At 61.2% G+C, this 25,926-nt stretch carries 17 protein-coding genes, 4 tRNA genes and 2 pseudogenes; 14 read left to right on the forward strand and 9 right to left on the reverse strand.

Features of this window, described 5'->3' with window-relative positions; genetic code table 11:
- Positions 1-129: 129 nt before the first annotated feature.
- The 5 genes from ACFQAU_RS14125 to ACFQAU_RS14145 form a co-directional block, all read right to left on the reverse strand.
- Positions 130-492: an SUF system Fe-S cluster assembly protein gene (locus tag ACFQAU_RS14125; RefSeq protein WP_067626181.1), complete on the reverse strand. Its 363-nt coding sequence runs from the start codon at positions 490-492 to the stop codon at positions 130-132.
- On the reverse strand, positions 489-1,967 hold the full coding sequence (rimK, locus tag ACFQAU_RS14130) for a 30S ribosomal protein S6--L-glutamate ligase (protein ID WP_386283001.1): 1,479 nt from the start codon (positions 1,965-1,967) through the stop codon (positions 489-491). The genes ACFQAU_RS14125 and rimK overlap by 4 nt, the downstream gene beginning before the upstream one ends.
- A gap of 31 nt (positions 1,968-1,998) precedes the next feature.
- Positions 1,999-3,726 carry a mechanosensitive ion channel family protein gene (locus ACFQAU_RS14135; RefSeq protein WP_386283004.1) on the reverse strand — a complete coding sequence of 576 codons (1,728 nt, stop codon included), beginning with the start codon at positions 3,724-3,726 and terminating at the stop codon, positions 1,999-2,001.
- Positions 3,727-3,798: 72 nt separating this feature from the next.
- A complete protein-coding gene (locus tag ACFQAU_RS14140) occupies positions 3,799-4,074 on the reverse strand; it encodes an NfeD family protein (RefSeq protein ID WP_067941997.1) in 276 nt (91 codons plus the stop codon).
- A complete protein-coding gene (locus ACFQAU_RS14145) occupies positions 4,074-4,952 on the reverse strand; it encodes an SPFH domain-containing protein (protein ID WP_132444573.1) in 879 nt (292 codons plus the stop codon). The genes ACFQAU_RS14140 and ACFQAU_RS14145 overlap by 1 nt, the downstream gene beginning before the upstream one ends.
- Before the next feature lie 128 nt (positions 4,953-5,080).
- Here ACFQAU_RS14145 and tgt point away from each other — a divergent pair, with 128 nt between their 5' ends.
- The 8 genes and pseudogenes from tgt (at position 5,081) to ACFQAU_RS14185 (ending at position 12,470) form a co-directional block, all read left to right on the forward strand.
- The gene (gene tgt, locus ACFQAU_RS14150; protein WP_132444539.1) at positions 5,081-6,208 is read left to right on the forward strand and encodes a tRNA guanosine(34) transglycosylase Tgt; all 1,128 of its coding nucleotides are present in this window, start codon (positions 5,081-5,083) and stop codon (positions 6,206-6,208) included.
- A 109-nt stretch (positions 6,209-6,317) separates the two neighbouring features.
- Positions 6,318-7,412 (forward strand): alkene reductase, encoded by a 1,095-nt coding sequence (locus tag ACFQAU_RS14155; RefSeq protein ID WP_132444540.1) that lies wholly within the window; start codon positions 6,318-6,320, stop codon positions 7,410-7,412.
- Between the two features lie 232 nt (positions 7,413-7,644).
- Positions 7,645-10,055, forward strand: a pseudogene (lon, locus tag ACFQAU_RS14160) (endopeptidase La).
- A 152-nt stretch (positions 10,056-10,207) separates the two neighbouring features.
- Positions 10,208-10,282 (forward strand) — tRNA-Val (locus ACFQAU_RS14165).
- 159 nt (positions 10,283-10,441) lie between these two features.
- Complete coding sequence (locus tag ACFQAU_RS14170) at positions 10,442-11,431, forward strand: histidine phosphatase family protein (protein ID WP_386283010.1); 990 nt, start codon at positions 10,442-10,444, stop codon at positions 11,429-11,431.
- Between the two features lie 196 nt (positions 11,432-11,627).
- Positions 11,628-11,703 (forward strand) — tRNA-Val (locus ACFQAU_RS14175).
- 463 nt (positions 11,704-12,166) lie between these two features.
- Positions 12,167-12,243: transfer RNA gene (locus tag ACFQAU_RS14180), tRNA-Asp, on the forward strand.
- 150 nt (positions 12,244-12,393) lie between these two features.
- Positions 12,394-12,470: transfer RNA gene (locus tag ACFQAU_RS14185), tRNA-Asp, on the forward strand.
- Positions 12,471-12,634: 164 nt separating this feature from the next.
- Here the strand turns inward: ACFQAU_RS14185 and ACFQAU_RS14190 are convergent.
- Positions 12,635-14,005 (reverse strand): M20/M25/M40 family metallo-hydrolase, encoded by a 1,371-nt coding sequence (locus ACFQAU_RS14190; RefSeq protein WP_132444541.1) that lies wholly within the window; start codon positions 14,003-14,005, stop codon positions 12,635-12,637.
- 81 nt (positions 14,006-14,086) lie between these two features.
- Positions 14,087-15,163, reverse strand: a complete 1,077-nt coding sequence (locus ACFQAU_RS14195; protein ID WP_132444542.1) for a sensor histidine kinase — start codon at positions 15,161-15,163, stop codon at positions 14,087-14,089.
- Positions 15,164-15,385: 222 nt separating this feature from the next.
- Here ACFQAU_RS14195 and hemA point away from each other — a divergent pair, with 222 nt between their 5' ends.
- From hemA to ispG, 3 genes are all read left to right on the forward strand, one after another.
- Positions 15,386-16,609 (forward strand): 5-aminolevulinate synthase, encoded by a 1,224-nt coding sequence (gene hemA / locus ACFQAU_RS14200; RefSeq protein WP_120351283.1) that lies wholly within the window; start codon positions 15,386-15,388, stop codon positions 16,607-16,609.
- Positions 16,610-16,729: 120 nt separating this feature from the next.
- Positions 16,730-18,019: a helix-turn-helix domain-containing protein gene (locus ACFQAU_RS14205; RefSeq protein ID WP_067626198.1), complete on the forward strand. Its 1,290-nt coding sequence runs from the start codon at positions 16,730-16,732 to the stop codon at positions 18,017-18,019.
- A gap of 87 nt (positions 18,020-18,106) precedes the next feature.
- On the forward strand, positions 18,107-19,231 hold the full coding sequence (gene ispG, locus ACFQAU_RS14210) for a flavodoxin-dependent (E)-4-hydroxy-3-methylbut-2-enyl-diphosphate synthase (protein ID WP_067626200.1): 1,125 nt from the start codon (positions 18,107-18,109) through the stop codon (positions 19,229-19,231).
- Positions 19,232-19,360: 129 nt separating this feature from the next.
- On the opposite strand, the gene ACFQAU_RS14215 is transcribed toward ispG, so the two are convergent.
- Positions 19,361-19,861, reverse strand: coding sequence for a disulfide bond formation protein DsbA (locus ACFQAU_RS14215; protein WP_132444543.1), 501 nt, complete (start codon positions 19,859-19,861; stop codon positions 19,361-19,363).
- A gap of 20 nt (positions 19,862-19,881) precedes the next feature.
- Positions 19,882-20,565, reverse strand: a complete 684-nt coding sequence (locus tag ACFQAU_RS14220) for a DsbA family protein (protein ID WP_386283019.1) — start codon at positions 20,563-20,565, stop codon at positions 19,882-19,884.
- A gap of 161 nt (positions 20,566-20,726) precedes the next feature.
- Here ACFQAU_RS14220 and ACFQAU_RS14225 point away from each other — a divergent pair.
- The 3 genes and pseudogenes from ACFQAU_RS14225 to ACFQAU_RS14235 all read left to right on the forward strand — a co-directional run bounded on the left by ACFQAU_RS14225 (position 20,727) and on the right by ACFQAU_RS14235 (position 25,840).
- Positions 20,727-21,868, forward strand: a pseudogene (locus ACFQAU_RS14225) (pyridoxal phosphate-dependent aminotransferase).
- 59 nt (positions 21,869-21,927) lie between these two features.
- Positions 21,928-23,148 (forward strand): N-acetylmuramoyl-L-alanine amidase, encoded by a 1,221-nt coding sequence (locus tag ACFQAU_RS14230; protein WP_132444545.1) that lies wholly within the window; start codon positions 21,928-21,930, stop codon positions 23,146-23,148.
- 190 nt (positions 23,149-23,338) lie between these two features.
- Positions 23,339-25,840 (forward strand): penicillin-binding protein 1A, encoded by a 2,502-nt coding sequence (locus ACFQAU_RS14235; protein ID WP_386283024.1) that lies wholly within the window; start codon positions 23,339-23,341, stop codon positions 25,838-25,840.
- Positions 25,841-25,926 lie beyond the last annotated feature (86 nt).

Here is a 25,926-nt window from a genome sequence, read left to right on the forward strand (position 1 = left end):
TTTCACGACCGGATCATGTCAGTCGAATGAACAATCCGGCGCGCCCCCATTCGGCACGACGCGGCCAAAGAAAAACGCCGCCGATGACCTGCATCGACGGCGTTTATTGTTCGCTCTGCGAAACTGGGCTTACATGAAGCCCAGTTCAAGCCGGGCTTCATCAGACATCATGTCCATGCCCCAAGGCGGTTCCCAAACCAGCGCCACATCGACCTGCTTGACCCCCGCAATCGGTTCGACCGCATCGGCGACCCATCCGGGCATTTCACCCGCGACGGGGCAACCGGGCGCGGTCAGCGACATCTTGATGTCGACTTCGTTCTCGGCGTTGATGTCGATCGTGTAGATCAGCCCGAGTTCATAGATATTCACAGGGATCTCAGGGTCATAGACCGTGCGACACGCCTCAACGACCTGCTCGTAAAGCGGGTGGTCGGTGGAAGAGGGCGCAATCAGCGGTGTCCCTTCGAGCGGTTGGGTCTGTTCGGTCATCTCTTGCCTCGCATCATTCTCGACGTTTTATATAGGGATTGCGGGGCGGGGCGTAAAGTGGCCCGACGCCCTGAGGGCGAGGGGCCGCCCCGGTCAGCCCCTTTGCGACGCCGCGCAGGTTGCGGCTTCACACGGGCTTCGATCTCATCATAGACCTTACCGACGATGTCTTTCCTGGTGGCGTTTTCGATCCCTTCGAACCCGGGGGAGGAGTTGACCTCAAGCACCTTTGGGCCGCTTTCCGAACGCAGCAGGTCGACCCCGGCGATGCCAAGGCCAAAGGCCCGCGCGGCGCGCACGGCAGTGTCGCGTTCCTCTTTCGAGATCCGTACCACCTTGGCCGAACCGCCCCGGTGCAGGTTCGAGCGGAAGTCGCCCTCCGCCCCGGTACGTTTCATGGAGGCGACAACCTTGCCCGCCACCACGAGGCAGCGAATATCTTCGCCGGCGGCTTCCTTGACGAAATCCTGCACGAGAAAGTTGGCGCGCAGACCCCTGAAGGCGTCGATCACACTCTCGGCAGCCTTTTTGGTTTCGGCCAGTACGACGCCCTTGCCTTGGGTCGATTCCAGCAGCTTTACGATCAGCGGTGCGGTGCCCACCAAAGCCATCAGGTTTGAAGTGTCCTTGGGCGATGCAGCAAAAGCGGTGGTCGGCATGCCGATCTTTTTCGCCGCCAAAACCTGATGCGCGTGCAGTTTGTCGCGGCTGGCGGTGATCCCGGCAGAGCCGTTGACGCAATAGGTGCCAATCGTCTCAAACTGACGGATCACGGCGGTGCCATAGGGGGTGATTGACGCGCCGATGCGCGGGATCACGGCGTCATAGCGGGGCAGGCGCTTGCCGTCGTAATGCACCTCGGGGGCCAGCTGGTTGATCGCCATATAGCAGCGCGTGGTATCGATCACCTCAACCACATGGCCACGGGCTTCGCCGACCTCGACCAAACGGCGGGTCGAGTAATTGTCTTCGCGGCTGAGCACCGCGATGCGCAGGGCACGCTGTGGTGCTGTATGGCGCAGGCTGGCTGTGTGGTAAACGTCATAGTTCAGGTCCGGCTGCAAACGCCGCTCTGTCGCCGAGATGTTGATGTGCTCGGTCAGCGCCTGACGGCCCAGCAACATGCGGCTGGTCATGCTTGCCCGGTTGGTCAGGGTCACGTCGATGGGCCAGCTTTGGCCGTTCACTTCAATCGTGGTCGCGATCACGAAACGATGCTCGGATTCGCCGTTGGAGGAGGTGACTTCGCGCCGGTCAATGAGCGGCGCAGAGCAGGTGATGGAAATATCATCGCGCCCCGAGATCGGATGCACGTTAAAACGGACCTTGGGCTTGGAGGCGGGGCCGAAGACCTCAATATCGTGGGCATGCAGCGCCGAGGTGCGCGCGCCGGTGTCAACCTTGGCCTTGATCGCGGGAAGGCCAAGATCGGGCAGGGCCACCCATTCTTCCCAGCCGAATGTCAGTTTATCCATTGCCTGCTCCTTGGGTGATTGGTCTGCCTGCCTAACCTGCGGCAGGGATCGCTTCAAGCGATGCTGTGTTACGGTTTGCCCATATCCGCGGGGGCGGGGGCAACATGCGGACGTCGTCTTCTTTCTCCATCCGCGCCGCGGCGGCGAGGAGTTCTTCGCGCACCCGGCATTCGATGTCCCAAAAGGTCGCCGCATTGTCGGTGGGCAGTTCAAAGCGAACTTTGATGCCGAATGCGTCTTGCTCAAGCACATGGACCTTGGCCTTGTCCATCGGTTTGACGTCATTGGGGTCTTCTTGGGCCAAAAGATTAAAGAACACCCGGCGCAGCGCCGCCACATCGGCATTCTGCGACAGGGTCAGGATGATGGGGCGTACCATGGCGTGGTCCTCGATCGACCAATTCTCAAACGCATCAGAGACGAAATAGCTGACCGGAACGATCAGACGGGTACCGTTCCAGTTCAAAAGTTGCACGTAGGTGAAGTGGATCCGCTCTACCGTGCAAAAATGCCCCTCAAAGATCAGCTGGTCGCCAATCCGGGCGGAACGGTTCAGCGCGATCTGGATGGAGGCAAGGATATTGCCCAGAACTTCACGCGCAGCGAAACCCAGTACGATGGTCACCGCACCGGCAGAGGCCAGCAGCGACAGGCCAAGAGTGTTGTCCGCATTGCTTGAGACCAAGATCACGCCAGAGGCCACCAGCACCGCGATCACGATCACCCCTTTGCGGGCAGCGGCGATTGTGGTGGCAATGGACCGCATATGCGCGTTCATCGGGTCGGCAAGCTCATAGGCGTTGTTGGGGCTGATCCGGTCGAAAATCTCGTCAAAGGTAAAGACGATGGCGAGGGTGCCTGCGGTCACATAGGCGATCAGCAAGATCGGACTGAGCACCGCGTCGATGAAGCCGGATACCACCAGCACGCGGCTGGTGGCCGTGCCGATGATCGTGGCGCAAAGCACGATGGCGGCAGGCCAGCGGAAAGACCGCAACATAAAGCGCATCCAGCGCCGTTTGGCCACTTCGCCCAGACGGCGCATGATGCCAAAGGCGAACCAGCCAGCCATCAGCGCCCCCACCAAGAGCAGGGGCAAAAACAGCACTTCCCAAAGATACATGCCCCAAAAGGCGCGGATGCGCAGCCAGTCGGGCAGCATCGTCTCAAGCTCCGTCGGCCCGTATTGCGCGTGAAGATGGGGAATGTTGTCGATGCTCTGGCGCGAGAAGACCCAGACGGGCTCGGCGTCCTCTCCGGGTTTGATCCGGTTGAGCCGCAAAGGCACATCATGGCCGCCCAGCTCTAACCGGTCGATCAGCAGCGAGCGGCGCACGCGCCCGGTGTCGTTATCCTCGGCCGAGCCAGAGAGCCAACCGTCGGGCCGGTCCGCCAGTTTGCGCCATGGCACGACGACCTTGCGCTCCATCAAGACCGAAAGCTGAAAGGCGCGTTCAGTCCCGATGACGGCCTGATCGGCTTGGGGCAGGTCCGACAAGTCAAGGATATGCGCCGCGTCGGAGTAGTGGCCATTGTCCGTCAGGTAAATAAAGCTTTCCAGCGCGGCCATCGGCGTGCCCCGGTCCAGTGTCTCGGGCGGGGGCGGCAGGCCGGGGTTCAGCTCGGTCGTTTCAAACCATGCCTCTTGCGCCTGTCCGGAGGCGGCGACAGCGAGCATTGCCAGCGCCAGCACAAAGGCCCCCAGAAAACGAGGAATTACAGACGCGAAAGCGCGTGAGAGTAGGGCAAGCCGCTGCATGGATAGCGCAATGTAGCGGGGGTTCGGGCAATTCAAGGCTGCGCCACGCTTGTTCATGCCATTTGCGGGCGTTTAGTTTTCGTTGATGTCACGGGTGACGATCCGCGCGCCGCTGGACTGCCGTTTGAAAACCGCCCGCAGGACCAGCCAAGCGATGAGCGACAGAACCGCAAAGATCGCCAGCATCAAGGCCACATTGGCCGGTGCCCAAAACGCAACCACCACTGCCATGCCAAGCGCGCCGAGCGCAAAGCCAAGGAAGATCGAACCGGGCAGCAAAAGCTCAACCACGCCAAGGGCCAAGGCCGCGCAGACCCAGACCCACCAGAGTGCCAGCCAGGCCGCCATCAGCCTTTCCCTCTGAGCAGTTTGAACGCATCGCCAAAGGCCTCTAACGCCTGCGCGGGGACAAGGATGGTCTGACTGCCCGCGCCCTTGCCCATGGCATTCAGCGCATCGACCTGTTTCAGCGCGATTTGGTAATGCGCGGCGTCGAGCCCGTTTTCGTTGATCGCCGTGGCGACGACTTGGGTGGCATAGGCTTCGGCATCGGCCAGAATGCGCCGCGCCTTGGCGGTCTGCTCAGATGCGTAAAGCTCGGCCTCGGCGGCCAGTTCCACGGCGCGTTTTTTGCCCTCGGCCTCTGTCACCTGTGCGCGGCGGGCGCGTTCGGCGTTGAGCTGTTGCATCATGGCGGCGCGGGTGGCGGCATCTAGGTTCACGTCCAGAATTTCGGCTCGGGTCACTTCGATGCCCCAACTGTCCACGGCATCTTCGACGCTGGCCTTAATCGTGGTGATCAACTGGCTGCGGTTGGCTTGCACCTCGTCGAGGTCCATCTTGCCGATCTCGGCGCGGACGATCCCCGCCACGGTGGTTGAGATTGCGCTGTCCACGTTGCGGATGCGGTAAACGGTCTTTTCCGGCTCGGTGATGCGGTAAAACACCGAGGTATCGACCTGCACCAGCACGTTGTCGCGGGTGATGGCGTCTTGGCTGGCGGTAGGCAACTGCCGCTCTAGGATCGAGATTTTATGCGCCACATGATCGATAAACGGCACGATCATGTTGATCCCCGGGCCCAAGACCGCGCGCAGACGGCCAAAGCGTTCAATCACATGCTGTTCGGATTGCGGGACGATCTTGACCGATTTCAGGATCAGGATCACGACCAACAGGGCCAGCAAAAGCCAAGCGAGGTTATTCTCCAAAAGGCCGATCAGCATGTCTTCGAGGGGCAAGGCCGTAATCCTTTGAATGATATCATTTTTACGCAATCCTCGCTATTTTACCTTTATTGCATGTTTCTCGCCACTGGTTTATCGCGCCAGTCGCAGCCAGAGAGGGCCAGAGTATGACCAGCACCGGATTCACCAAACATGCGCAGGACGGCAAGGCACGCAGCGGCGTGATTCAGACCCCGCGCGGCGACATCCGCACGCCCGCCTTCATGCCCGTGGGCACGGCGGCGACGGTCAAGGCAATGATGCCCGAAAGCGTGGCATCGACGGGCGCTGATATCCTGCTGGGCAACACCTACCATCTGATGCTGCGCCCCACGGCGGAACGTGTGGCCGCCTTGGGCGGGCTGCATAAATTCATGAACTGGGACAGGCCGATCCTGACGGACAGTGGCGGCTTTCAAGTGATGAGCCTTGCCGGGCTGCGCAAGCTGACCGAGCGTGGCGTGACCTTCAAAAGCCATATCGACGGCTCGAAACATGAAATCACGCCGGAACGTTCGATGGAGATTCAGGAACTGCTTGGCTCCGACATCGTCATGTGTTTCGACGAATGCCCCGCGCTGCCCGCCGACTGCGACCGCATTGCCGAAAGCATGCGCCTGTCGATGCGTTGGGCCAAGCGCAGCCGGGAGGCATTTGGCGACCGGCCCGGTCACATGCTTTTCGGCATCCAGCAGGGCGGGCTTGAGCAAGACTTCCGCCAAGAGAGCGCCGAGGCGCTGCGCGAGATCGGTTTTGACGGCTATGCCGTCGGCGGTCTGGCCGTGGGCGAGGGGCAGCAGGCGATGTTCTCTACTCTTGATTTCGCCACCGACATGCTGCCCGAAGACAAACCGCGTTACCTGATGGGCGTGGGCAAGCCTGACGATATCGTGGGCGCCGTGGCGCGGGGCATTGATATGATGGACTGCGTGTTGCCCAGCCGGTCGGGCCGGACGGGGCAGGTGTTCACCCGGATGGGCGTGCTCAACATCAAGAACGCGCGGCACATGGACGATCCGCGCCCTCTCGATGAAAATTGCAGCTGTCCGGCCTGCCAAAACTACTCACGCGCCTATCTGCACCATGTTTTCCGCAGCCAAGAGATCATCTCGTCGATGCTGCTGACATGGCACAACCTGCAATACTACCAAGACATCATGGCGGGCATGCGCGAGGCCATCGCGGCCGGGCGATTTACCCAGTGGCAGGCCGACTTCCACGCAGGGCGCGAGCAGGGCGATATCGACCCGCTTTAAGGGCAGGGCGGCGGCGTATTCTCACGCGAAATTGTGCTGACGGTCCTTGCTGCATTGCGGCAGGGTCTTAGGTGCCCTTGCACAGTCTATTGCAAGGAAAGGCCCGAATATGACCGAGAAGCTATTTACCCCCTTCACCGCCGGTGAGATTGTGGCCGACAACCGTCTGGTGATGGCCCCGCTGACCCGCAACCGTGCAGATAACGAGACTGGCGAAGTCTCGGACATGCATGTCGAGTATTACCGCCAGCGCGCGGGAGCGGGCATCATCATCACCGAAGCCACCCAGATCAGCCCCGAGGGCAAAGGGTACTTCCAAACCCCCGGCATCCATACCGAAGGCCAGGTCGCCGCATGGCGCAAAGTGACCGATGCGGTGCATTCCGAAGGCGGGCGCATCGTGATCCAACTGTGGCACGTGGGCCGGATCAGCCATACCTCCCTGCAGCCTGAGGGCGGCAAGCCTGTCGCACCCTCGGCCATCGCGGCGGGGGTAAAAACCTTTACCGCCAACGGGTTTGAGGATACTTCAGAGCCGCGCGCGCTGGATTTGGATGAGATGCCGCGTCTGGTCGCGGACTACGCCCATGCCGCCGAAATGGCCAAAAAAGCCGGTTTCGACGGGGTCGAGGTGCATGGGGCCAATGGCTATCTGCTGGACCAATTCCTGAAAACCGGAAGCAACAAACGCGATGACGCCTATGGCGGCAGTGTGGAAAACCGCGCGCGGTTGCTGTTTGAAGTGCTGGATGCTGTGACAAAGGTCTGGGGCGGTGAACGTGTCGGCCTGCGGCTCTCGCCCTTCTCGCCCGCCAATGGGATCGAAGACGCCAACCCGCAGGAGACGTTTGAGTGTGTCGTCAAAGGGCTGAACCGCTACAACCTCTCGTATCTGCACCTCGTCGAAGGTGCGACGGGCGGCTCGCGTGAGCTTGACGAAGGCGAAAGCATCGCCGCCCTGCGCGCGCTCTTTGAGGGGCCCTATATGGCCAATAACGGCTATGACCGTGAGATGGCGATTGAGGCCGTGGGCAATGACAAGGCCGATCTGATCGCCGTGGGCCGCCCCTTCATCGCCAACCCCGATCTGCCGCGCCGTTGGCAGATGAACGGGCCGCTGAACGAGGGCGATACCGATACCTACTACGGGGGCGGGCGCGAAGGCTTTACCGATTATCCGACACTGGAACAGGCCGACGCCTGATCAATTACGGGGCGCCCATGCGGCGCCCCGTGCCACGGCGCGCGGAATTGGGTCGAAATCAACCCAACGCGCGCTTGCCTCCACCCCGCCGAAGCGCGATGATGGCGGCCTAATACCCCGCAAGGGATTGAAACAGGCGGATGGGATGCACACATATCCTGTCCAGAAAAGGGGATGTCAGAGGCCGCCTATGACAGGGGCCCGGATGTCTTGCTAAGATAAGGAATTGAGCATGTTAGAGCCACTGAACGCATCCTACCCGGTGCTTCCGCTGCGCGACATCGTCGTGTTTCCCCACATGATCGTGCCGCTTTTCGTTGGCCGCGAAAAATCCGTCCGCGCCCTTGAAGAGGTGATGGCAGACGACAAACAGATCCTGCTGTCGAGCCAGATCGACCCCGCCGAGGATGATCCCGACACCGCTGGCATCTACAAGGCCGGCGTGTTGGCCAATGTGCTGCAATTGCTGAAACTGCCCGATGGCACCGTCAAAGTGCTGGTCGAAGGTCAGGCGCGGGTGCGCATCACCGAATACCTTGAAAACGACAACTTCTTTGAGGCCCGCGCCGAGTATCTCACAGAGATGCCAGGCGATGCGGCCACCACACAGGCGCTGCTGCGCACTGTGGCGGATGAGTTTGAGCGCTACGCCAAGGTCAAGAAGAACGTCCCCGAAGAAGCGCTTGCCGCCGTTGGCGAAAGCGCCGAACCTGCACGTCTGGCCGACCTCGTGGCCGGTCACCTCGGTATCGAAGTCGAGCAAAAGCAAGACCTGCTGGAAACGCTGAGCATTTCTGAGCGGCTTGAGAAAGTTTACGGGCTGATGCAGGGCGAAATGTCCGTGCTGCAGGTCGAAAAAAGATCAAGACCCGCGTCAAATCCCAGATGGAGCGCACGCAGCGCGAGTACTATCTGAATGAGCAGATGAAGGCCATTCAGCAGGAACTCGGCGATGGCGAAGACGGCAAGAACGAAGTGGCCGAACTCGAAGCCCGCGTGGCCGAGACCAAGCTGAGCAAGGAAGCCCGCGAAAAGGCCGATGCCGAGATCAAAAAGCTCAAGAACATGAGCCCGATGTCTGCCGAAGCCACCGTTGTGCGCAACTACCTTGATTGGATGCTGTCGATCCCATGGGGCGTGAAATCGCGCGTCAAGAAAGATCTCAGCCGTGCGCAAAAGGTGCTGGATGACGATCACTATGGCCTGGATAAGGTCAAGGAACGCATCGTCGAATACCTTGCCGTGCAGCAGCGTTCGTCCAAGATGAAAGGCCCGATCATGTGCCTCGTCGGCCCTCCGGGCGTCGGCAAGACATCTTTGGGTAAGTCGGTCGCCAAGGCCACGGGGCGCGAATTCATTCGCATCTCGCTGGGTGGTGTGCGTGACGAGTCCGAGATCCGCGGCCACCGTCGGACCTACATCGGCTCCATGCCCGGCAAGATCATTCAGGCGCTGAAAAAAGCGAAAACCACGAACCCGCTCATCCTGCTCGATGAAATCGACAAGATGGGGCAGGACTTCCGTGGCGATCCGGCTTCCGCGATGCTCGAAGTGCTTGATCCGGAACAGAACGGCACCTTCGTAGACCACTACTTGGAGGTGGAATACGATCTGTCGAATGTGATGTTCCTGACCACATCGAACAGCTACAACATGCCCGGGCCGCTTCTGGACCGGATGGAGATCATCCCGCTCTCGGGCTACACCGAGGACGAAAAGCGCGAGATCGCCAAGCAGCATCTGGTGGCCAAACAGGTCAAGAACCACGGTCTGAAGAAGAAGGAGTTCGAAATTGAGGATTCCGCTCTGACCGGCATGATCCGCTACTACACCCGCGAGGCTGGCGTGCGGAACCTTGAGCGCGAGATCGCCAAGGTGGCACGTAAGTCATTGACCAAGATCGTGAAAAAGGAAGCTGAGAACGTCACCGTGACCGGCGACAACCTCGAAGACTTCCTTGGCGTGCGCAAGCATCGCTTCGGTCTGGCCGAAGAGAAAGACCAGATCGGCGTCGTCACCGGGCTGGCCTATACTTCCGTGGGCGGTGAGTTGTTGCAGATCGAAGCTCTGCGTTTGCCGGGCAAGGGCCGGATGAAGACCACCGGCAAGCTTGGCGATGTGATGAAGGAAAGCATCGACGCGGCAAGCTCTTACGTCCGTTCGATCTCTCCGCAGATCGGGATCAAGCCGCCGAAGTTCGACACGCTGGATATCCACGTGCACGTCCCCGACGGTGCCACGCCCAAAGACGGCCCCTCGGCCGGTCTGGCGATGGTGACTTCGATCGTGTCGGTGCTGACGCAGATCCCCGTGCGGCGCGACATCGCCATGACGGGCGAGGTTTCGCTGCGCGGTAACGCCATGCCGATCGGTGGTTTGAAAGAGAAACTTCTCGCGGCCCTGCGCGGCGGTATCACCACGGTGCTGATCCCGCAGGAGAATGAGAAAGACCTGCCGGACATCCCGGATAACGTCAAAGAAGGGCTGACCATCATCCCGGTAAACCACGTCTCTGAGGTGCTGGAGCATGCGCTGGTGAGCAAGCCAAAGGCGATCGACTGGGACGAAGCCGCCCAAGAGGCCGCCGAGGCTGCCGCGATCAAAGCCCGTGCCGCTGGCGTGGACGCGACCACCACGCATTAAGCCGGTTGGCCTATCAAAACGCCCCCAAACGCGCGCCTTTTGAGGCGCGCGTTTTTCGTTTTAGCAGGAGATAGGCCGTACCGCATTCCGCTACAGTTTTTGCGCCAAACCCTCTTGCAAGCATCGCCGCAATTGGCTACTTCGCCCCGCAAGGGTGATTAGCTCAGTGGTAGAGCGCTTCGTTCACATCGAAGATGTCAGGAGTTCAAATCTCTTATCACCCACCATTTTCCTACGTTTTGAATAAATTCAATCGGCAGTCCTGCGTGACGGCACTCTGGCTCATCTGCGCATGATCCCAGCCACCGGGCAGGCTTGCCTTCCCCGTCCTGCGGTGGTCCTTATCCAATCAATGGCCATACCACGGACAACACGGCGGAGAGAGCATGTCGGCACATCCCAAAATCTGGTTCCTGCGACACGGGCAGACCGAGTGGAACCGCGCGTTCCGATTGCAGGGCCATCTCGATTCACCGCTGACCGATCAGGGCATCGCCGAGGCCGCGCAGCAGGCGCAGGTGATGCCGGCGGTCCTTGCGCAAAAGCCCGATATTCTCGTCTCTCCGCTTGGCCGTGCGCAGCAGACTGCGCGGATTGCACTGGATGGGGCGTCTTTTCAAACGGATGCGCGTCTGGTGGAGATCCATGCAGGCGCGTGGCAGGGGCTCACCCGTGATGAGATTCTTGCCGCCAATCCCGATCTCGCCGCGCGCCATCCAGCGCCGCTGGACATCTACGCCGCCGCGCCGGGCGGGGAGGGGCTGCCGGCGTTTCGCGGGCGGATCCGCGCGCTGCTTGATAGCCTGATCGCGCCCACCGTGCTGGTTGCCCATGGGCTCTGGGGGCAGGTGCTCCGGGCGGAGGTGCGCGGCCTTGATCTGGCCGCAGCGGGGGCTGAGCAACAGGCAGGGCTGCGTCTATCTGCTGGAGAACGGGACAGAAAGCGTTCTGGAATGCCCTGCATGAGCCGCCACCCGACGCTCTATATCCTGCGTCATGGTGAGACGGAATGGAACCTCGCCAACCGACTGCAAGGGCATTTCGATTCTCCGCTGACCGACACGGGCCGTGCGCAGGCCGCCGCACAGAATGCGATTCTCAAGCGCTGCGATATGGCAGGATTCTCTGCGCTCAGCAGTCCGCAGGGGCGGGCTGTGGCCACGGCGGAACTTGCGCTGGCGGGGCTGGGAATGACGGTCGCGACGGACCCGCGACTGGGTGAGATCGGCATCGGCGCATGGGCAGGCAAGTCGCGCGATACATTGTTGCGGCAAACCCCAGACGCGCGTGATTCCTATGATCTTTACGAACATGCCCCCGATGGCGAGGGATCGCGGCGCTTTATGAGCGCTGCCGCAGCTTTCTCGACAGTCTGACCGGGCCTCATGTGCTGGTGACACATGGCATCACATCGCGCATGCTACGCCTTATTTTACTGGACCGCGCGCCAAGCGCGCTGCGGGACATGCAAGGCGGGCAGGGGGTGGTGTTCCGACTTGAGAAAGGTGAGCAAAAAAGGCTGACATTATAGGCTTGAAGCCCGCCCCCACCTTGCGCTATGAGGTCCAAGTCGGGTCGTTAGCTCAGTTGGTAGAGCGCTTCGTTTACACCGAAGATGTCGGGAGTTCGAGCCTCTCACGACCCACCACCTCCCCCACGTATTTGTTTGTTGTGATCGACTGCCGCAGTGGTAGGCCCGACCGACGCCCGTCCGCTCCGCGGTCAGTCTGGGTCGGGAGTTTGAGGCTTTTACGGCCCAACACTCCCCTCCCGTTAAGAGATGTCCTATCGGCCACTAAGAAGAACTGCCTGTGCAGCTTGTGCAGCGTCTTGGTGCAGCCCCCATGCACCATTCTTGTGGGTGTAATGTGGCTGGCTAAGAAAGCTATGCCATTCCGCTGCCCGACCCTCTGAACAGCAGCGACCAATCCGATCAAAGCGCCCCGAACCCTCGGCGAACATCGCGGGATCTGAAGCCGCGAAGCCGGCCCCCAAACGCCCCAAGAACAACTTGCGAAATTTTCATATTTTCGCACAAACCGCGCTTGACGGCAGAGCGCCCTCACCATAGAACACCCAAACGCTCCGGGGCGACCTGGAGAGTGCAGCGGGCGGTTGTAGCTCAGTTGGTTAGAGTACCGGCCTGTCACGCCGGGGGTCGCGGGTTCGAGCCCCGTCAACCGCGCCACCGCTGCCTGAAAAGGGGACCTCTTCGAGGTCCCTTTTTTCGTTTCCAGCCCCCACAAAATACCGCGCGAAACTTCTTTTCCCAAAGCGCATTTTCTCGGGCGAATGCGCTTGACGGCCCGCGCCCCTTGGCCTATTCCGCCCACATCGCGCGGTTGTAGCTCAGTTGGTTAGAGTACCGGCCTGTCACGCCGGGGGTCGCGGGTTCGAGCCCCGTCAACCGCGCCACTTTCTCCCCTTCGTTATAGTAGACATACACTGCGACCAAAGCGGTCGCACTGGTGGCGCGCGCCGTAGGTTTGCATCGCCCAAGGCGGCATATTGGCGACCGGGCAGGCCCGATCGCAAGTGGGGTGCAATTGGCGACCGGGCAGGCCCGATCGCCGGTGGGATCAGGTCAGCGCATCAAGGATGCGGGCCCAAGACCGGATGCCTTTGTGAAAGCTCTCCATGTCGTATTTCTCGTTCGGGGAGTGGATCTGGTCATCGTCCTTGCCGAAACCGATCAACATCGGCTCAGTGCCGAGAATCTTTTGGAAATGCCCCGCAATCGGGATCGAGCCGCCACAGCCGATATAGGCCGCAGGCACCTGCCACTCATCGCTGAGCGCTTGGCGGGCGGGTTCGAACATCGGATGGCCAATTTCTACACCTGATGCTTGGCTGGCGCCGTGGCCTGAGAAGTCGACGGTGCAATCCTCGGGCAGCATCTCGGCCACCATCTTGCGGAAGTTCTCGCGAATGGCGAGCGGGTCTTGCGTGCCGACAAGACGGAAGCTGATCTTGGCGTGCGCCTCGGACGGTAGGACCGTTTTGAATCCATCGCCAGTATAGCCGCCCCAGATGCCATTAACCTCACAAGTCGGGCGCGACCAGATCATCTCAAGCGGGGTGCGGTCCTGTTCGCCTGCGGGTTTGCTGAGACCTACGTCGCCGAGGAAGGCGGCATGGTCAAAGGCCAGCCCCTGCCACTGCGCTTCCAGATCCTCGGGCAGGTCCGGCACGCCGTCATAGAAGCCGGGGATGGTGATGCGGCCTTCGTCGTCATGCAGCGACGCGATCACTTTGCTGAGCGCACGGATCGGGTTCATCGAAATGCCGCCGTACATGCCCGAATGCAGGTCTTTGGAGGGGGCGGTGACGGTCAGCTCTTCGCCCAGAAGCCCACGCAGCATGGTGACGATGGCGGGGGTCTTGCTCTCAAACAGCCCGGTGTCGCAGATCATCGCCACATCGGCTTTCAACTCCTCGGCGTTTTCCTCCATGAAGGGGACAAGCGACGGCGAGCCGGATTCCTCTTCGCCTTCGAGGAAGAAGGTGATGCGACACGGCCAGTCGCCTTTCACTTCTTTCCATGCGCGCAAGGCCTCGATGATGGTCATCAACTGGCCCTTGTCGTCAGCGGCCCCACGGCCCCGGATCACGCGACCCTTGTCGGTGTCCTCTACCGCCGGATCGAAGGGGTCGCGGTCCCAAAGGTTCAGCGGGTCGACCGGCTGCACATCATAGTGGCCGTAGAACAGCAGATGCGGCTTGCCTTCGCCCACATGCCCCACAACCATCGGATGCCCCGGCGTGGCGCGTTTTTCGGCCTCTACCCCCATTGATTTAAGGTCCGCGACCAGCCAATCGGCGGCGCGGTCGCAATCGGCCTTATAGGCCGGATCGGTTGAGATCGACGGGATGCGCAGCAGTTCTAGCAGACGGTCAGTGGCGGTGGGCAGATCGTCGTCGATCCGGGCGAGAACATCGTCGAGGGACATGGCTTAAATTCCTTGCGCTTGTGAGTTTGGCGCGAAGGTATCAGGCGGGCAGGGCGTGTCCAGTGGCCGCGGGGCCAGTGTTCAGAACGTGAGCGAGAGGCGGCTGCCCTCGGGCGTGAGACGGTGATCCACCTGCGCATTCAACTGCGAGGCCGCCGCCGCCATCAAGGTTTGCCCGATGCTGTCGGCCCGCCGCTTGCCTTCGTTTTCCGCGCCGATGCCGTCATCTTTGCAAGACAGAATAAAACGCCCGTCGCGCAGGCTCAGGTCAATCTCGATGTTGCCGGGCGTGGCTTCGGGGAAGGCGTGTTTGATCGAATTGGCCGCGAACTCGCTTATGATCAGCGCCATGGAAGACGCCGCAGTCGAGCGCAGGACGACGGGGTCTGATCTGTAGTTGATCTTCACATGCCCCGGTGCGGTTTCGCGCAAAAGCCCAACCACCTTGTCGAGGTATTTCTGTGCATCGACCTCATCGCGCCCGCGCACGGATTGCAGTTCACCGTGCAGCGTTGCCATGGCGTTGACGCGGCGCTGGATGCCGTCAAGCACATCGACCGTGGTCTCGTCGTCCAAGTGGCGGCTGTGCAGCCGGACCATGGCCGAAAGAGTCTGGAGCGAGTTCTTCACCCGGTGGTCGGCCTCGCTCATCAGCACTTCTTGCTGGCGCAGGGCAATACGAAGATCTAGCTGTTTCATCACCTGACGGGACAGCACGGACATGGCCTTGCGTTGCAGCGCGGTCAGCTGTCGCGGTTTGTTATCAAGGATGCACAGCGTGCCAAGCGGCATCCCGTCCGACGCCACCAGCAGGGCGCCCGCGTAAAAGCGCAGCCCGTCACCCGCGGTGCACAGCGGGTTGTCCGCCATCCGCGGGTCTTTGAGCGTGTCGGGAATCTCAACGAAAGGGTCTTCGAGAATCGCATGAGAGCACAGCGAGGTCTCAAGCGGCGTCTCGCGCGCGTTCAGCCCAACCTCGGCTTTGAACCACTGGCGGTCCTTGTCGATCAGGTTGATCACCGAAATGGGCGCCTCACAGATCTCGGCTGCCAGCTCGACGATTTCGTCGAACTCCGCCTCGCGCGGGGTGTCGAGGATCTCATAATTATAGAGTGTCCGCAGGCGTTGGTCCTGCTGGGGGTGAGGATCGGCGCGCAAATTAAGGCCCCTTTCTGGGTTTCCTGTTGAAGACAGGAAAGCGCCCGAAAACACAAGCAGACAATCGAAACTGTGCCTAAATCCGCGCTCCTACCTGCGACAGTTCGTCCCGCAACGGGTTCTGGATAAGAGATTGAAGCTTCGGCCTTGGATCTGTAATCATTCTAAAAGCTGAATATGGAAGGGGCCCTTCCTGTTCGCGCCAAAAGATGGAGACGCGCAATGGACTATAACGAGAAGCTCGACGCGGCGATTGCGCGCCTGCATGACGAAGGCCGCTACCGGACCTTCATCGACATCGAGCGTCGCAACGGCCAGTTCCCCCATGCGGTCTGGACCAAGCCCGACGGATCGCAGCAAGATATCACCGTTTGGTGCGGCAACGACTACCTTGGCATGGGGCAAAACCCCGTTGTGATCGAAGCCATGGAAGAGGCCCTGCGCGCGACCGGGGCAGGCTCTGGCGGCACGCGCAATATCTCTGGCACAACGGTTTACCACAAACAGCTTGAGGCCGAACTGGCCGATCTGCATGGCAAGGAAGCGGCGCTGCTGTTCACCTCGGCCTATATCGCCAACGATGCCACGCTTTCCACGCTGCCCAAGCTGTTTCCGGGGCTGATCATCTATTCCGACGCGCTGAACCATGCCTCCATGATCGAAGGGGTGCGCCGCAATGGCGGGGCCAAGCGTATCTTCCGCCATAACGATCTGGACCATCTGCGCGAGTTGATGGAGGCCGATGACCCCGCCGCGCCCAAGCTTATTGCATTTGAATCGATCTATTCCATGGACGGTGATTTCGGCCCCATCGAAGAGATTTGCGATCTGGCTGATGAATTCGGCGCGCTGACCTATATCGACGAAGTGCACGCCGTGGGCATGTACGGCCCGCGCGGGGCAGGGGTGGCAGAGCGTGACCGCCTGATGCACCGGCTCGACATCATCAACGGCACGCTGGCCAAGGCTTACGGCGTCATGGGCGGCTATATCGCGGCCTCTGCCAAGATGTGCGACGCGATCCGCTCCTATGCGCCGGGTTTCATCTTTACCACTTCGCTGCCGCCCGCCGTGGCGGCGGGGGCGGCGGCTTCGGTTGCCTATCTCAAACGCGCGCCGGAACTGCGCGAAAAGCACCAGCAGCAGGCCAAGGCGCTGAAATTGCGGCTCAAGGGGTTGGGCCTGCCGATCATCGACCACGGCAGCCATATCGTGCCCGTCATGGTGGGCAACCCGGTCCATACCAAGCTGCTGTCGGACATGCTGCTCGAAGATCACGGCATCTATGTCCAGCCCATCAACTTCCCCACGGTGCCACGCGGTACAGAGCGGCTGCGCTTCACGCCGTCGCCGGTGCATGGGCCCAAGGAAATGGACGCGCTTGTTCGCGGGATGGACACGCTCTGGTCTCATTGTGCGCTGAATCGTGCCGAAGCTGCGGGCTAACGCAGCGCTATTCGTGTTTTGCGTTGTCTTGTGGTAGCCTTTTGTCAAGAAAAGGCTACATCCGAATCGTTGGGGCGTGTTTGGATCAAAGCTACAGGCTAACAGGGACAGGGCATATTGATGATCGGGCGATGGGCCTCCAGAACCGCTGAGGACGAAACAGTCGAACCCAAAGGGTTCGATGCATTCGAATTGCGGTTGGGGGATGTCATGCGCGGTGAACGCGCCACGCTCGGTAAATCCCTGCTCGACGTGCAGCGCGAATTGCGCATCAAAGCCTCCTATATCGCGGCGATTGAGAATTGCGACCCGGGTGCATTCGACACGCCCGGTTTCATCGCGGGCTACGTGCGCTCCTACGCACGCTACCTCAACATGGACCCCGATCAGGCCTTTGCCGCATTCTGCAAGGAATCCGGTTTCGCCGTGGCCCATGGCATGTCCGCCGAAGCCTCGGTGGTTAAAAAGCCCAGTTTCGAAGAACGCCGTAAGACCCCGAAAGAAGACGATCTTTTCGCCCGCCCCAATACGCCTTTCGTGCCCACGGGCGATGGGCTGCTCAGCCGGATTGAGCCCGGTGCTGTCGGCTCTTCGCTGGTGCTGATCGCGCTGATCTCTGCCATCGGCTTTGGCGGCTGGACCGTCCTGAAAGAGGTGCAGCGCGTGCAGGTGGCGCCGGTGGATCAGACCCCGATTGTGCTGTCCGACCTTGATCCGCTGGACGGGGCGCTGGCCCGCGCACCAGACGCGGAAGACGATTCCGCCGCGCCCCAAAGCGTGGAAAGCCCGCGCGCTGATGCGCTTGACCGGCTTTATCGCCCGCAGGCTTTGGATGTGCCGGTGTTGGTGGCGCGTGATGCGCCCATTGCCTCCATCGATCCGCGCTCCGTCAGCAATTTCCCGACCCCCGACCGCCCCGCCACGGCAGAGCCAAGCACCGCCGTGGCCGAGAATGGCACGATCGACGCTGCCATCGACGAAGCCCTGATGCTTGCCAATGCCGAGACCGATCTGCCCAAACCGCAGGTGGTTGAGCCTTTGGGAGACAAGGTGCGCATGGTCGCGGCCTATCCCTCATGGGTGCGGGTGCGCGCCGCCGATGGCACGGTGATTTTCGAAGGCGTGATGAATAAGGGCGACACATGGGATGTCCCCGTCACCGAAGAGCCGCCCTCCCTGCGGACGGGCGAATCCGGTGCGCTTTATTTCGCGATGGCAGACGGATGTTTCGGCCCTGTCGGGCCGCGTGGTGCTGTCACTTCGAATGTGCCGCTCCACGCGCAGGCGCTGGCCGAACTTTATCAGCCAGTTGACCCAAAGGCAGAGCAATCGCTGAGCCGGATGTTCGCCGATCTGGAAGGCTCGCTTGACCCTTCCGCGCTGGCGGCGATGCCCTGTCAGGGCAGCTAAGCGCGCGGGCCGTCGCTTCCCATTGCACATGATGCCCCGGCTGAATAGGTAGGGGCCATAGCCCCTGATCCCGCGAAAGGTGTCTTCATGTCGCTTCATTCCATTCGCCCTTGGCGCGATATTCCGCGTCGCAAGTCCCGGCAGATCATGGTGGGCAATGTGCCAGTGGGCGGTGATGCGCCGATCACCGTGCAGACCATGACGAATACGCTGACCACTGATGTGGCCGCCACCATCCAACAGGTGCAGACCGCCGCCGATGCGGGCGCGGATATCGTACGGGTTTCGGTCCCGGATGAGGCGTCTTCCAAAGCCCTGCGTGAGATCGTGCGCGAGGTGTCTGTGCCCATCGTGGCGGACATTCATTTCCATTACAAACGCGGGATCGAGGCCGCCGAGGCCGGTGCCGCCTGCTTGCGCATCAACCCCGGCAACATCGGCGACGAAAAGCGCGTGCGCGAAGTCATCAAGGCCGCGCGGGACCATAATTGCTCCATTCGGATCGGCGTGAATGCAGGCTCGCTGGAGCGGCATTTGCTGGAGAAATACGGCGAACCTTGCCCCGATGCGATGGTCGAAAGCGGTCTGGATCACATCAAGATCCTGCAAGATAACGATTTCCACGAGTTCAAGATTTCCTGCAAAGCGTCCGACGTCTTCATGGCCGCCGCCGCCTACCAACAGCTTGCCGATGCCACTGACGCGCCCATCCACCTTGGTATTACCGAGGCAGGCGGACTGATGTCGGGCACGATTAAGTCGGCCATCGGTTTGGGCAATCTGCTGTGGAGCGGGATTGGTGACACGATCCGTGTTTCTCTGTCGGCCGATCCGGTCGAAGAGGTGAAAGTTGGCTATGAGATCCTCAAATCTCTGGGCCTGCGGCATCGCGGTGTGAACATCATCTCTTGCCCCTCCTGCGCGCGGCAAGGATTTGACGTAATCAAGACTGTCGAGGCCTTGGAAAAACGGCTGGAGCATATCAAGACGCCCATGAGCCTCAGCATCATTGGCTGTGTGGTGAATGGCCCCGGTGAGGCGCTGATGACCGATGTGGGTTTCACCGGCGGTGGGGCCGGGTCTGGCATGGTCTATCTCGCGGGGAAACAGAGCCATAAGCTTGGGAATGAGGGCATGATCGAGCATATCGTCGAGCAGGTCGAAGAACGCGCGGCGCAGATTGAGGCTGAAGCGGTGAAAGCGGCGGAATAGGGTAGTGGCTGGGCCGCTGGCCGGGTGGCGGCGGACAGGGTGCGCTGCGGTATTTTTAAAAGGATGAAGATGATGGGGGGCGCGTGAACCGGGAGGGGCGCGTGCTTTTTGGCTGTTTGGAAGCTGTTCTTAATCAGCGGGTTGGTGGTGAAGGTTAATGTGGTTGGGGGTGAGGTATTTCTCTAGGACCACGGGCGGCATGTGGCCGTTGAGCACCATCTCAGGCAGTACGTAGAAGGGGGCGGCGTCGAGCCCTAGGGCGGCGGCCCAGCGGGCGGCTTGGGGCGTGGGCAGTTCGTGTTGGATGAATGTTTGCCCGTAGCGCTTTGTAATTTCATTTAGTTCTTTGACGGCGGTATTGCAGGTATCGCAGTCTGGCGCGGTGAAGAGCGCCACGGCGTGGCCTGCCAGAAGCTCGGGGGTGAGGCGTTCGAGCAGGGTTAGGTCGTCTTGGATATATTGCCGCATTTCGGATTGCGCGGGCTGTGGCGCTGCCAAGGCTTTGGCGATGACATCGCCATTTGCCAAAATTGCCGCGCGCAATTCAATGTCAAAGGCGGCACGCGCGGTGGGGTCAAGCGTTCGAAGATCACCGGCCCAGACAGGCAGGGCCAGGGCGAGAGCTGCCATGGCTGCCGGGGCGCGCATTTTTAGCCGCGTTTTTCGTCCACCAGTGCCATCATCTGATCGTAGGGCAGGTAGCCGCGCAGCATCTCATCCTGCATGACGAAGGTAGGGGTGCCGGTGATCTGCAGCTTTTGCGCCAGCGCGCGGGTCTGGGTAATTTCCTGTATGACTTCATCGCTGTCCATCTTGGCTTCGATCGCCGGGACATCCAGATCAAAGCTTTCGCCTAAACGGCGCAGCGCGGGCAGGGAGACCTCACCGTTGAAGGCCATCAGGGCATCGTTCAACTGCTTGTAGGCATCGCCGCCCGCGACCTGTTTGGTCGCCACGGCAAAGCGCGACGCCAGCATGGATTGATCGCCAAGGATCGGGAATTCTTTGACGATCAATTTGATATTACCGTCCGTTTCCAGCAGCTTGGCCACTTCGCCATGGGCGCGTTTGCAATAGCCGCAGCGGTAGTCGAGGAATTCGACCAGCGTGATGTCGCCATCCGGGTTGCCACCGACCCAGGAATAACCGTCGTCGAAAATTTCATCTGCGTTGGCGGTGACCAGATCAAAATCGGCCTGCATCTGCGCTTCGGCCTGACGGTTTTGCATCTGCTCAACGGCCTGCAGGATCACCTCGGGGTTTTCCATCAGATAGGCGCGGACTTCGGCGCGGAACTGCGCGCGCTCGGCGTCGGTTAGCTCGGTCAAGTCCATGGCCCCGGCGGGGCGGCAAGGGCCAGCGCGCTGGCAAAGGCGGGGGCGATGAGGCGGGTGAACATGGGCGGTCCTTTCGGTAAAGCTGCGAAATAGGGGCCAAGGGTTGACGCCCGGCATCAGGCGCGGTGAAAGCATATGCCGAGAGTAGGAGCAAGCCCATGCGCAATTCAACCAGGTCCGCCGTTGATCCCTTTATCGTGATGGACGTGATGCAGGCCGCCAGCGCCGCCGAAGAGGCGGGCCGTCACATCATTCATATGGAGGTCGGCCAGCCCGGCACAGGCGCGCCCAAAGGGGCGGCCGAGACGTTGACAAAAGCCATGGGAGAAGGCGCGCTTGGCTATACCGTGGCGCTTGGCTTGCCCGCGCTGCGCGCACGGATCGCGCGGATGTACGGGGAATGGTACAACGTGGATCTAGACCCGGCGCGGGTGGTGATCACGCCCGGATCCTCGGGCGGGTTTCTGCTGGCCTTTACCGCGCTGTTTGATTCCGGAGACAGGGTGGGCATCGGCGCGCCGGGCTATCCCAGCTACCGCCAGATCCTGCGCGCCTTGGGGATGCAGCCGGTCGATCTGCCCGCCGCACCGGAAAACCGCTACCAACCTGTGGCCTCTGATTTCGCGGGCGAAGACCTGTGCGGGTTGTTGGTGGCCTCGCCTGCCAACCCCTCGGGCACGATGCTGGACCGGCCTGCGCTTTCGGCGCTGACGGATGCCTGTGTGGCCAATGACATGTCCTTCATCTCGGATGAGATTTACCATGGCATCGAATACGACAAGAAGGCCGTGACCGCGCTGGAGGTCACCGACGACTGCTATGTCATCAACTCCTTCTCGAAATATTTCTCGATGACCGGCTGGCGCGTGGGTTGGATGGTGGTCCCCGAAGATCAGGTGCGCGTGGTTGAGCGGATCGCGCAAAACATGTTTATCTGCGCCCCCATGCCAGCCAGATCGCGGCGCTGGCGGCGATGGACTGCGATGATGAATTGCAGGCCAATCTGGCGGTCTATCGCCGCAACCGCGACCTGATGATCACCGGGTTGAAAGAGGCTGGGTTCACCGACATCGCGCCGCCCGATGGGGCGTTTTATGTCTATGCAGATGTCTCCCGCTTTACCGATGACAGCCGCGCCTTTGCCGCTGAAATTCTGGAAAAGGCAGGCGTCGCCGTGACCCCCGGTCTCGATTTCGACCCGGCGCGGGGGCATAAGACGCTGCGCTTTTCCTATGCGCGCAGCACGGCAGACATGGAAGAGGGGATTGCCCGGCTCAAAGCCTTTATGGCCGCACGCTGAGCGCTGGTTTGCACGCGCGGCAGGTGATAGAAGGGCGAAAACGGGCAGGGTGATCAATCATGCGGGCAATTCTTAAGGGACTGGCAGTGGCGCTGGTCTGTGCGGTGCCGGTGGCCGGGGCCGCGCAGGAGTTGACCGCGCTGGCGCGGGTCGATCCGGTGGAGAGCGCGGTGAAAGACGGTTGGTTTGGTAAAACCGACCTGACCGTGGCGCTTAGCCAAGGGGTGCCTTTTCGGGTTTTCCTGTTGGATGATCCTGCCCGTCTGATCGTCGATTTCCGTGAGGCCGATTGGTCAGAGGTGGCGCGCGGCGACCTGCTGAAGAAACCGGGCCGTATCTCTGCCCTGCGCTTTGGCGCGTTTCAGCCGGGGTGGTCGCGGTTGGTGGCGGATCTGGCCGAACCGATGATACCTGCGGAAATTGGCATGCCAGTGGATGCAAGCAGCGGTAAGGCGCGGCTTGAAATTACGTTGGAAACCGTCGCGGCGGAGGTCTTTGCCAAGGCCGCGGGCGTGCCCGTGGATCCCGATTGGACCACCGCGCTCACCGCCCCGCCAAAGCCAGCGGCGGTGGATAAGGACAGCTTTACCATCGTGTTGGACCCCGGTCACGGCGGCATCGATCCCGGCGCGCAGCGCGAGGGGCTGGACGAAAAAGATCTGATGCTGAACTTCGCCCGCGATCTGCGCGATGCGCTGCGGCGCAAGGGCGTGGATGTGTTGCTGACTCGTGACGATGATATCTTTGTGGCGCTGGAGTACCGGGTGGCCATCGCCCATCAGGCCGAGGCGGACCTTTTCATCTCCCTTCACGCCGACAGCCTGTCGCAGGGCGGGGCGAGCGGGGCCACAGTCTATACCCTTTCGGATGATGCCAGCGACGTGGCGACCGAACATCTTGCCGCGCGTCATGACCGGTCCGACATCATCGCGGGTGCGGATTTGACCGGCTCGGATGATCAGGTGGCGGGTATCTTGCTTGATCTTGCCCGCCAAGAGACCGAGCCGCGTTCGGATGCTTTGGCCGCGACTTTGGTCGAAGGCATGCGTGCGGCGGGCGGGCCGATGAACAGCCGACCGCTGCGGCGGGCCGGGTTTTCAGTCTTGAAATCTGCGGATATTCCATCGGTTCTGGTCGAAGTGGGGTTCCTCAGTTCGAAACGGGATCTGACCAATCTGCGCGATCCGGTGTGGCGCGCGTCGATGGTGAGCGCCATGGCGGATGCGATCGTTGCCTGGCGTGATCAGGATGCGGCGCTCAAGCCCTTGATCAGAAAGTAAATTAGAATGATATGGCCGGTTTGGCGATGGGCGAACATTCGCCCTCGCTGGCGGCCATGTGTTTTGACCCGAGCCAGTGCATCCTGTATAGGCTCGGAACTGTCCCTAGCCAATGGTGGTCCGCGCGCGTGTTTCGATTTGTTCTGTCCTTTTTCGGGGGATTTTTACCACCCTGACCCTGAGCGTCGGCATGGTGGCTTTGACCATCGGGGCAGTGTTCTGGATGTATGGCCGGGATTTGCCCAGCCATGAGTCGCTGGCGCAATATACGCCGCCGACGATCAGCCGGATTTACTCGGGCCAAGGCCGTTTGATCGATGAATTCGCCAAGGAGCGCCGTCTTTTTGCGCCCGCCAACACCATCCCGGATCTGGTGAAACAGGCGTTCATCTCGGCGGAAGACAAGAACTTTTACACCCACGAAGGCTATGACCTGCGCGGCATCGGTGCGGCGGCGGTGGATGCGGTCAAATCCCGTGGCCGCGATGTGCGCGGTGCCTCGACCATCACCCAACAGGTGATGAAGAACTTCCTGCTGTCGGGTGACCGCCGGGCCGAGCGCAAGATCAAAGAGATCATCCTAGCCACCCGCATCGAAGAGACGCTGAGCAAAGAGAAGATCCTTGAGCTTTACCTGAATGAGATTTTCCTCGGGCAGAACTCCTATGGCGTGGCCGCGGCCAGCCAGACCTATTTCAACAAAACGTTGAGCGAGTTGGCCCCGCATGAGGCCGCCTTCCTCGCGTCGCTGCCCAAGGCGCCGTCGGATTACCACCCGGTGCGCCGCAAGGACCGCTTGTTGGCCCGTCGGAACTTCGTGCTGCGCGAGATGAAGGAGAACGGCTATATTTCGGAAGCGGCTTATGAGACGGAAGTGGCGCTGCCGCTGCGCTCGGTCCAGAACGGTGATTTTGAAAGCTTCAAGGCCGAGCTGCCGCCGCGCGATTACTTCACCGATGAAATTCGCCGTCAGCTCAGCGAGAACTTCGGCGAGGGTGAGTTCTTTACCGGCGGTTTGACCGTGCGCGCGACCATCGACAACGAAATGCAGCCTATCGCCGCCAATGCGCTGCGCCGTCAGTTGGAGCAATATGACCGCGGGCAGGGCATCTGGCGCGGCACACGGTTCGAAATCCCCGCCGATCAGTTGACCAGCGAAGAGAAATGGCGCGCCGCCCTCGCGGACCTGCGGGTGCCGCGCGACATCGATCTGGAGAACCAGTGGTATCCTGCCGTGGTGCTGGAGGTCGGCAATAGCGATGCGCGGATCGGCATCGAAGGGGTCGATGAAGATCAAGATGGTCACTGGATTCCTGCCGATGATGTGCAATGGGCGCGCAAGCGCTTGGACGACGGCAAACTGGCCTCCAAGGCTCAGGTGGCGGGCGATCTGCTTGAGGTTGGCGAAGTGGTGTTGGTGCGCCGCATGACCTCCGATAGCGACGGTTCCTTCATCCGCTGGACGCTGCGGCAGGTGCCCGAAGTGCAGGGCGGTTTCGTCGCCATGGACGTGCACACGGGCCGGGTGATTGCGATGCAGGGCGGGTTCTCTTATCAGGCGAGCGTGTTCAACCGCGCGACCCAAGCCAAACGGCAGCCGGGGTCGAGCTTTAAGCCCTTCGTCTATGCCTCCGCGCTCGACAGTGGCTATAGCCCGGCGACCATCGTGGTCGACGCCCCGATTGAGATCAACACACCGCAGGGTGTCTGGCGGCCCCAGAACGCCTCGCATAAATTCTATGGCCCCGCGCCCCTGCGCACCGGGATCGAACAGTCGCGCAACCTGATGACCATCCGTCTGGCGCAAGAAGTCGGAATGGATGTGGTCGGCAGCTATGCCGAGCGTTTCGGCGTTTATGACGATCTGGCGCCGCTGCTGTCGAATGCACTCGGCAGTCAGGAAACCACGCTGTATCAAATGGTATCGGCCTATGCGATGTTCGCCAACGGCGGCGAACGGGTGCAGCCCACGTTGGTTGACCGGGTGCAAGACCGCTATGGCCGCACCGTCTACAAACATGACGAACGCAAGTGCTACGACTGTGAGCAGATCAACCTCGCGCCCGGCGCAGCGCCGCGGATCATTTCCAACCGCGAGCGGGTGATGGACCCGGTGACGGCTTATCAGCTGACATCGATGATGCGCGGCGTGGTCGAACGCGGCACGGCCCGCAATGCGGTCAACCTGCCGGTGCCGATCGCGGGCAAGACCGGCACCACCAACGATGAGAAAGACGCATGGTTCGTCGGCTTTTCGTCCAACGTGGTGGCAGGCTGCTACATCGGTTTCGACACGCCGCGCCCGATGGGTCGGGGCGCGGGCGGCGGGCGGCTTTGCGCGCCGGTCTTCCAGCGCTTCATGTCCGAAGCGATCAAGAAATACGGCGGCGGTGACTTTGCGGTCCCCGAACAGTGCCGCTTTATCAAGATCGACCGTTTCAGCGGCGCGCGGCTGAGCGATAACGCCTCGGGTGGAAATGTGGTGTCGGAATGTTTCCGCGATGGCGAAGAGCCGCTGTTTGGCATCTCCTTCGATGGCGGCTTTGCCATGGGGGCGGACCTGCCATTGGTCGAGGAACTGGGCGGCTCGGCTGCATCGTCTTCGCGTCAGGTCACCACATCGACGGGCAAAAAGGCCACCGTCGGCCCCAAGGCAAGCTTTGGCACGCTGAGCTCGGGCGGTCTCTACTAATCAGGTCGGCGGGGCGAAGGCGCGCTTTGCCTCCCCACTTGCCGCCGCTGGCGGGCTGGTCTATCTCTCGTGCGGCTCCGGTTTTC

Source organism: Sulfitobacter profundi, from assembly GCF_042661425.1.
GTDB classification, from domain to species: domain Bacteria; phylum Pseudomonadota; class Alphaproteobacteria; order Rhodobacterales; family Rhodobacteraceae; genus Sulfitobacter; species Sulfitobacter profundi.

Bases quoted from the DNA above. Each gene is read 5' to 3' on its own strand.
- ACFQAU_RS14125 (WP_067626181.1), bottom strand. From the start codon at position 492: ATGACCGAACAGACCCAACCGCTCGAAGGGACACCGCTGATTGCGCCC.
- rimK (WP_386283001.1), bottom strand. From the start codon at position 1,967: ATGGATAAACTGACATTCGGCTGGGAAGAATGGGTGGCCCTGCCCGAT.
- ACFQAU_RS14135 (WP_386283004.1), bottom strand. From the start codon at position 3,726: ATGCAGCGGCTTGCCCTACTCTCACGCGCTTTCGCGTCTGTAATTCCT.
- ACFQAU_RS14140 (WP_067941997.1), bottom strand. From the start codon at position 4,074: ATGGCGGCCTGGCTGGCACTCTGGTGGGTCTGGGTCTGCGCGGCCTTG.
- ACFQAU_RS14145 (WP_132444573.1), bottom strand. From the start codon at position 4,952: ATGCTGATCGGCCTTTTGGAGAATAACCTCGCTTGGCTTTTGCTGGCC.
- tgt (WP_132444539.1), top strand. From the start codon at position 5,081: ATGACCAGCACCGGATTCACCAAACATGCGCAGGACGGCAAGGCACGC.
- ACFQAU_RS14155 (WP_132444540.1), top strand. From the start codon at position 6,318: ATGACCGAGAAGCTATTTACCCCCTTCACCGCCGGTGAGATTGTGGCC.
- ACFQAU_RS14170 (WP_386283010.1), top strand. From the start codon at position 10,442: ATGTCGGCACATCCCAAAATCTGGTTCCTGCGACACGGGCAGACCGAG.
- ACFQAU_RS14190 (WP_132444541.1), bottom strand. From the start codon at position 14,005: ATGTCCCTCGACGATGTTCTCGCCCGGATCGACGACGATCTGCCCACC.
- hemA (WP_120351283.1), top strand. From the start codon at position 15,386: ATGGACTATAACGAGAAGCTCGACGCGGCGATTGCGCGCCTGCATGAC.
- ACFQAU_RS14205 (WP_067626198.1), top strand. From the start codon at position 16,730: ATGATCGGGCGATGGGCCTCCAGAACCGCTGAGGACGAAACAGTCGAA.
- ispG (WP_067626200.1), top strand. From the start codon at position 18,107: ATGTCGCTTCATTCCATTCGCCCTTGGCGCGATATTCCGCGTCGCAAG.
- ACFQAU_RS14215 (WP_132444543.1), bottom strand. From the start codon at position 19,861: ATGGCAGCTCTCGCCCTGGCCCTGCCTGTCTGGGCCGGTGATCTTCGA.
- ACFQAU_RS14220 (WP_386283019.1), bottom strand. From the start codon at position 20,565: ATGGACTTGACCGAGCTAACCGACGCCGAGCGCGCGCAGTTCCGCGCC.
- ACFQAU_RS14230 (WP_132444545.1), top strand. From the start codon at position 21,928: ATGCGGGCAATTCTTAAGGGACTGGCAGTGGCGCTGGTCTGTGCGGTG.
- ACFQAU_RS14235 (WP_386283024.1), top strand. From the start codon at position 23,339: ATGGTGGCTTTGACCATCGGGGCAGTGTTCTGGATGTATGGCCGGGAT.